General features: G+C 54.0%; 8 protein-coding genes. 1 reads left to right on the forward strand and 7 read right to left on the reverse strand.

Annotated elements, in window-relative coordinates; genetic code table 11:
- The 6 genes from CW742_RS04940 to CW742_RS04965 form a co-directional block, all read right to left on the reverse strand.
- Positions 1 to 964, reverse strand: a 964-nt coding sequence (locus CW742_RS04940; RefSeq protein WP_292417304.1) for a phosphoglucomutase, incomplete at its 3' end; no start/stop codon positions are given.
- A 67-nt stretch (positions 965 to 1,031) separates the two neighbouring features.
- Positions 1,032 to 1,652 (reverse strand): hypothetical protein, encoded by a 621-nt coding sequence (locus CW742_RS04945; protein WP_292417307.1) that lies wholly within the window; start codon positions 1,650 to 1,652, stop codon positions 1,032 to 1,034.
- Positions 1,649 to 2,278 carry a cyclase family protein gene (locus CW742_RS04950; RefSeq protein ID WP_292417310.1) on the reverse strand — a complete coding sequence of 210 codons (630 nt, stop codon included), beginning with the start codon at positions 2,276 to 2,278 and terminating at the stop codon, positions 1,649 to 1,651. Before CW742_RS04950 ends, CW742_RS04945 begins: the two co-directional genes overlap by 4 nt.
- Entirely contained in the window at positions 2,263 to 2,916 is a 654-nt protein-coding gene (locus CW742_RS04955) for a protein-L-isoaspartate(D-aspartate) O-methyltransferase (RefSeq protein WP_292417313.1), read from the reverse strand. The genes CW742_RS04950 and CW742_RS04955 overlap by 16 nt, the downstream gene beginning before the upstream one ends.
- 14 nt (positions 2,917 to 2,930) lie before the next feature.
- Positions 2,931 to 4,046 carry a SufD family Fe-S cluster assembly protein gene (locus tag CW742_RS04960; RefSeq protein WP_292417316.1) on the reverse strand — a complete coding sequence of 372 codons (1,116 nt, stop codon included), beginning with the start codon at positions 4,044 to 4,046 and terminating at the stop codon, positions 2,931 to 2,933.
- Positions 4,031 to 4,762: an ABC transporter ATP-binding protein gene (locus CW742_RS04965; protein WP_292417319.1), complete on the reverse strand. Its 732-nt coding sequence runs from the start codon at positions 4,760 to 4,762 to the stop codon at positions 4,031 to 4,033. The genes CW742_RS04960 and CW742_RS04965 overlap by 16 nt, the downstream gene beginning before the upstream one ends.
- 111 nt (positions 4,763 to 4,873) lie before the next feature.
- On the opposite strand from CW742_RS04965, the gene CW742_RS04970 reads away from it, so the two are divergent.
- Complete coding sequence (locus CW742_RS04970) at positions 4,874 to 5,800, forward strand: site-specific DNA-methyltransferase (RefSeq protein WP_292417322.1); 927 nt, start codon at positions 4,874 to 4,876, stop codon at positions 5,798 to 5,800.
- Between the two features lie 11 nt (positions 5,801 to 5,811).
- Here CW742_RS04970 and CW742_RS04975 read toward each other — a convergent pair.
- Positions 5,812 to 6,741 (reverse strand): hypothetical protein (locus CW742_RS04975; RefSeq protein ID WP_292417324.1); only part of this gene is annotated, 930 nt, incomplete at its 5' end.

Below are 6,741 nucleotides of genomic sequence, written 5' to 3' on the forward strand. Positions count from 1 at the left end.
CACAGAGAAGTGCCGCAGCAAACGGACCATACGGGAACCAGGAGAGCTGCGGGAAGATCCATGCCCCGGAAGGCTCTCCGCCGAAATCTCCCCAGGAGATCAATTCCTCGGAAACATACGCATCCCCGACCGGAGTCCTGTGAACATCGGCGATCTCATCGATGATCATCGAAGCATCGCTTGTTGTGACAACACGCTTTGCATCAAGGTATCTGGCAAAGAGCATGAGGAGGTGGTCTCCCCCGATATACCTCCCCTTGTTGTCGAATGCCATCATGCGATCAGCATCCCCGTCATGGACAATGGCACATGATGCCTTGTTTTTCAATACAATCCCGCCAAGATACCCAAGATATTCCGGGAGGGGTTCTGAAGGCCGTGCGAAATTGCCGGACGGATTGCAGTTAATTAATACTGTTTTCACGCCAGCATTGGCAAGGAGAGACGGGGTAAGCGTGGAACCTGCCCCGTTGCCGCAATCGACAATAACCGAGATTTTCCTGCCGATGGATACTTTTTCAAGAATTGCGCTTTTATGGGGGGATAACGCGTCAACTGCGCACTCTTTTCCCAGATGCACCCAGTCTGAATACCCAAGGGTTGAAAGCACCACCTCTGTCTTTTTCTGCTGGTCCTTTGTAAATGAAGATCCATCCGGGTTGAAGAGTTTTATCCCGTTATATTCTTCGGGATTATGCGAAGCCGTGATCATGCAGCCAGAACTGGCAAAGCGGGAATTGAAGGCGACCGTGGGTGTCGGGACAATCCCGGCAATTCGGGCGGTGCCCCCATTGCTTACGATTCCTGAGATGACAAGGTGGGAGATGAGGGGGCTTGTTGTCCGCGTGTCCATCCCCAGAAGAACCTCAGAAGATCCTGCCGCGAGAACATTACCGACCCTGAGTGCAGTGTCTATGAGGGCCTGATCAAACCGTCTCCGTATTCCGGAAGACCCAAAGAGCATACTACAAGATAGGGGTTTTATCCAAAAGGGTCTGCCTGTTCACTGACTCCCGCTCCCCCTTCTATACTCAGTCCTGGCAGTTGCGCCCGTAGGGGCACCAATGCTCCAGTTCATAGAGACGGGCAATTCCCGCTGTAGATGGACCGATACAGATGATCCTGCAACGCTGCCGGTTTGCCTCAATGATATCCCCGGTCTCTTTCCCAATCAGCCCTTCGCCGTTGATTATGATGATATCGGCAGCGGAAATGTCCTGTGTCACATGACCGAAAGCGGACGGGCCGGTCTTTCCCATTGATCCGATACAATACAGGTTTTTGCCAGCAAGTTCGCGCTGGATCTCGTTTTTACATGCAGCATGGGAGGATTCAGGGCATGGGTGAAGGACCCGTGACATACAGAGAAAGCCGAGGATTACATTGACAATGGCAACGGCGGCACCTCGCACTGCCGTGGTATCCAGCGGCGCCCCGAACATAAATACAATCTTCGTTGGCGCCCGTATGGGGTCAAAGGTGGTGAAAACCGCGCTTCTTCCCCCGAAGGTGGCAGACATCGGCGCTCCCTGTTCGAACTGGCAGATCGTTGCATCGGGATTGACATCCAGGACTACACCCGCATCCGCGCAACCGCCATGCTCCGAAAGGCCCTGGATCTTTTTTACTGACTCTACGATTATATCCATCATTCACCATCTTTTTCGTCCATGAGGACAACCCGTGCGGGAGCCCCATCGATACCCGATAGTTTCAATGGCAGAGCAACAAGGGTGTACTCTCCTTCGGGCACGCGTGAGAGATCGAGCAGCTCGATAATAAAGCAGCCCGAACCCAGGAGCTCACGATGTACCGAACCATCGCAATCGAACCGCTCGATGGAGAAGGAATCGATACCAACGCAAAGCGAGCCCTGGGAGATAAGATAGCGTGCGGCACCCAAAGTCAGGGAGGGATAATCCTCCCGGAATGCAGAACACTGTGAGAATCCTGTTCTGAGCAGGATCCGTTTACATCCATCGATCCTGCCATCGAGATCTGCTGTGTCGATAAGGGATCCTGCACCTGACACATCAAGGACCCGGCAGGGGCCAATCAGGTGCGACAGGGGAAGCTCATCAACGGTCCGACCCGTTTTCAGGTAATGGATGGGAGCATCGATATGCGTACCGGAATGGCTGCTCATCCGGAGTTCTGAGATCAGGTACAGGCCGGCATCCCTTTGCGAGAAATGGGGCGGCGTATCCCCTGGATAAACGAGGGCATCTCCGGCAAGTGATCGGGTTATATCAATGATGGTCATCAGGTATCCGTCCATCCATGCTCCCCTATCAGGGGGACGAACCGCACTCCTCCATGGGATAACTGATCGGTTCTGCCATGGTGTTTCTTCAGGGTTATGAGTTCCTGGATGTCCCTCCCGCCAACAGGTGCCACCAGGATTCCTCCTTCATCCAGCTGATCGATGAGGGGTGGGGGAATTTGCGGAGTGGCCGCAGTGATGATGATCCCGTTATAGGGAGCGTTCTGTATGTATCCTTCTGTTCCGTCCCCCACGATAATACTGACGTTTTTCAGCCCGAGGCTGGCAATGTTCTTCCAAGCAAGATCCGCAACGGCATGAATGCGCTCGATCGTTGTGACATGGCAAACGAGACGCGCGAGGATTGCAGCCTGGTACCCGCAGCCGGTGCCAATCTCCAGGACGCGATCTTCAGAACGCGTTTCGAGGAGAGCGGTCATGAGGGCAACGATGTAGGGCTGGGAGATGGTCTGCCCGTTCCCGATAGGGAGCGGAGAGTCCGTGTACGCAGACAGCGTGTACGGTGGGGGGACGAAAAGGTGGCGGGGAATCTCCCGCATTGCATCCAGAACCCGCGGATTCGTTATCCCCCGGGCCCGGATCTGCTGCTCCACCATCCGGGAACGCTCGTCAGCTCGGGGGAATGGCTCCATAGGGTATGTTTTTTTTAAAATCCTGATTTTTCCGCCTCATCGATCGAGGCATCGATCTGTTTCTGCAGGGCTTCGGGAAGTCCGAAGATCTTGACATCAAGGAACCCGCGGATGATCGTCGCCGTAGCTTCGTCCTCGTCGAGGCCACGGGACATGAGGTATTCGATCTCTTCGCGGGCGAGTTTCCCGACTGCTGCCTCGTGCGAGAGTTCTGTCCCGACAACGGATCCTTCGATCTCGGGTATCGCGTAGATGACCCCGTCCCTGAGTATAAGGCCTTTGCATTCCAGGTGTCCGCGGGTGCCCGCCGTCTTTCCGGCAATGTGGCCACGTGAGATGATGGTCCCTCCCTTGGTAATGGCACGGGTGACCAGTTCTGCACTTGACCCCTTTCCCTCAAGCACTGCCCTGGACCCGAGATCCATGTATGATCCCTCGGGGGCGATAACAACACTGCTGAACCGGGCAACCGAGTTCTCGCCTTTGAGTGTTGCTGTGGGATACATCTGGATCTTCTTTACCGGCTGCATGCATACATAGTTGGAGAGGAAGACTCCTCCCTCTTCGACAACGGAAGCGCTGCGCGGGTAAACCTCAATGTTCTCGCTCCAGTTGTGGATCATCGTGAAACTGATCTTGGCGTTTTTCCCGATATAGAATTCAGAGATTCCGTAATGGGCCGCACCGTGGCCGACTTTCTCTCCACTTGCACACCCGGAGATAATATGAAGTTCTGCACCTTCCTCGGCGATAATGATGTTATGGACATGCTGGATCTGCTCCCTGCCCAAAAAGAGGCAGGCCTGGATAGGGAAGATGTTGTTTGTACCTTTATGGGCGATGATAACATAGCCCTTGGGATCTTTCTGGGCTGCTACATATTTTGTTATGTCATCCTTTTCCGGTGAGACAACCTTCCAGGCATAGTCCTTGAGCCAGTCGTACTTCTCCATCGCTTTCTTGTAGGAGAGAACCTCGATGCCCTGTTCGGAACATTCCGAGTGGACAATGTCCTGGTCCATCTGGAGATAACTGCCGCAGCGGTTCTGCAGGGAGAGGTCGATACCCGTCTGGGCAAGCCTGTCCCGGTCAGCGTTTGAGATCTCGGGCACTTTTACGGGTTCCGGCATTCGAGACACTCCCTGTATCCTCGTGCTTTTATATCTTTCATGATCTCGCGGGGGTTTCCGTGGCACTTGATCTGCCCGTCGCACATCACGTGGCCGCGATCGGTCTCAAGGTAATCGAGAATATACCCGGTGTGGGTGATGACAAGCCCGCTCTTCTGGCGCTTGACAATGCGCTTGTCCTTCTCCAGGAGGGAACCGATTGCATTTCCGATCAGGGAAATGTTCTCGATATCCACACCGCTCTCCGGCTCGTCGAGCATGATGAAATCCGGGTTCTGGATCGTAAGCTGGAGCACTTCGCTGCGCTTGATCTCCCCGCCGGAGAATCCCTTGTTGATGTCCCGGTTCAGGAACTTGTCCATGTTCAGGGACTGTGCGAGTTCCGGAATATTCTCGCTCTTGGTGCGGGATATTGCCGTGAGAAGTTTACCCAGTTTCAGGCCGGAGATGGTCGGAGGACGCTGAAAGAGCATACCAACCCCGCGTTTTGCCCTCTCGTGGGCTTTCATCTTTGTCACATCCTCCCCTTTGAAGAGGATCTTGCCCTCGGTGATAACATACTGGGAATACCCCATGATTGTCATCAGGAGCGTTGTCTTCCCCGATCCATTGGGGCCGAGAAGGACATGGGTCTCCCCCTCTCCAATGTGGAGGTTGATGTCGTGCAACACTTCCTTGTCGCCGACCTTCACATGCAGGTCTTCGATCTCCAGCATAAGATAATCGTAGACAATATGTCCATTGCTGCATTAAACGCTTTTCACCTTGTCATTCCGTGGACGGATTCGGTATGTTTTACTCATTGCATGATGAAACTACCAATGGATATGTCACCGGTGCGTCGGGAGAAAGTCAGGGATAAAGCCACAAAGGCGAAGATCCGGAAAGGGTCACAGAATGCAAAGGGGTCTTTGGAATCTGCCGAGCCTCATGGCATCCTTCCGTTTATCAACAGCATCATCTGTGATGATGCTCTGGCCGTTCTCCCGCGAATTCCCGACCGGAGCATCGACCTGATCATCACCTCGCCCCCGTATAATTTCGGCCATTCCTATGCACAGGATCCGCATGACGACACCCATGAGTGGAACGAGTTCTTTGATCGGCTTCTCGGCGTCTGGCGCGAATGTGCCCGGGTTCTCAAACCCGGCGGGCGGATTGCCGTGAATGTCCAGCCGTTGTTCTCGGACTATGTCCCCACACACCATATCATTTCGCACCAGCTTGCCGGCCTTGGCCTGCTCTGGCGGGCGGAACTCCTCTGGGAGAAGAACAATTACACTGCAAAATACACGGCATGGGGGAGCTGGAAGTCTCCGTCGATGCCCTACCTCAAGTATACCTGGGAATACATCGAGGTCTTTGATAAGGAATCCCATAAAAAAACCGGCCGGAAATCCGACATCGATATCACTGCCGATGAATTCAAGGAGTGGGTTATCGGCAGGTGGACGTTTCCGCCGGAGATCCGGATGAAGGACTATGATCACCCGGCCATGTTCCCAGAAGAACTGCCCCGGCGGCTCATGAAACTGTTTTCCTACAAAAACGATATTGTCCTTGACCCGTTCAACGGTGCCGGGACAACATCTCTTGCCGCATGGAAACTGGGGCGCCGGTTTATCGGGATTGATATTTCCGAGCAATATTCCCGTACGGCGATGGAACGCCTTGCCACGGTCGGAAGCGCTGGCAGCGAAAGCCCGACATATCCGTTCCCCCGTCTTATGTGCCGGGAAAATCTGCCGGAATAACCGCCCTGGCATTATCCTTCGGGGGGATTCTCCTTCACATAAACCCAGGTCCCCTTGCGGTCATACTGGTGCGCAAGGATATAGTTATGTACTTCTGCGTACTTCTGCCGGATCTCCAGCAGATTGTTGTATACCGGAACCCGCTGGTTGTAATTCCCTGCATCGCGGTTTTTGAAATACTGATCCATTTCGACTTTCAGGGCATCGATTGATCCGGTAAGTTCGTCTACTCTCTTTTCAGACAGATCGATTACTGAGTTCAGATACAGGGACTCGTTGCAGCGTTGGTAGGGAATAGTTCCCTCCCCAATCCTGATAACGAGCGGGTCCGAGCGGAGCCGGGTAGCGTCACCGAAAGTATCCGTTGGAACACCGACAAAGGAGAGGTTTGTGGTCTCGATGAATGCATACCCCGTCCTCTTGTACTCTCCCCCGGGACAGGCCACTCCAACCGCCATATGCGCTTCCGGTGTAAACGAAAGCAGCGACACGTTGTACCCTTCCCGCGAGAGGAGGCCGGCCAGGAGCAGGCTCTTATCATCGCAGTCCCCGGATTTGTCCACGTAGGTCTCGATGGGGAATTTGGGCGGGTTCTCGCTTAAGGATTCATATGGCATCGACTGAACGAAAACTGCCATGAGTTCAAGGTACTCGTCATCATCAAGGTTCTGCTGGCTCCGTATTGAGCGGAATGTTGCAATAAGGGAGGAGTAAAAGGAATCCTGTGCGGGATCATGGATCATCGCCAGGTAGGTCTCCCGTATCCAGGTAGAATCCGTGATGTTCCCCCGCACAACGGTCTCCTTTTTCGCCGCTTTTGCCCCGTAATAGACCGCAGGATCAACGGATCCCGAAAGGGATATGGTGACATTTCCGAAAGGAAACGAGTAATCGGATGAGGGAAGTGGCAGGGAAGTCTGCTGTACTTCGATACGCGGGGG

It is taken from the genome of Methanoregula sp. (assembly GCF_002835825.1).
Taxonomy (GTDB): domain Archaea; phylum Halobacteriota; class Methanomicrobia; order Methanomicrobiales; family Methanospirillaceae; genus Methanoregula.

Coding starts and splice junctions, on each gene's coding strand:
- CW742_RS04945 (WP_292417307.1), bottom strand. CDS start 1,652: ATGATGGATATAATCGTAGAGTCAGTAAAAAAGATCCAGGGCCTTTCG.
- CW742_RS04950 (WP_292417310.1), bottom strand. CDS start 2,278: ATGGACGGATACCTGATGACCATCATTGATATAACCCGATCACTTGCC.
- CW742_RS04955 (WP_292417313.1), bottom strand. CDS start 2,916: ATGGAGCCATTCCCCCGAGCTGACGAGCGTTCCCGGATGGTGGAGCAG.
- CW742_RS04960 (WP_292417316.1), bottom strand. CDS start 4,046: ATGCCGGAACCCGTAAAAGTGCCCGAGATCTCAAACGCTGACCGGGAC.
- CW742_RS04965 (WP_292417319.1), bottom strand. CDS start 4,762: ATGCTGGAGATCGAAGACCTGCATGTGAAGGTCGGCGACAAGGAAGTG.
- CW742_RS04970 (WP_292417322.1), top strand. CDS start 4,874: ATGTCACCGGTGCGTCGGGAGAAAGTCAGGGATAAAGCCACAAAGGCG.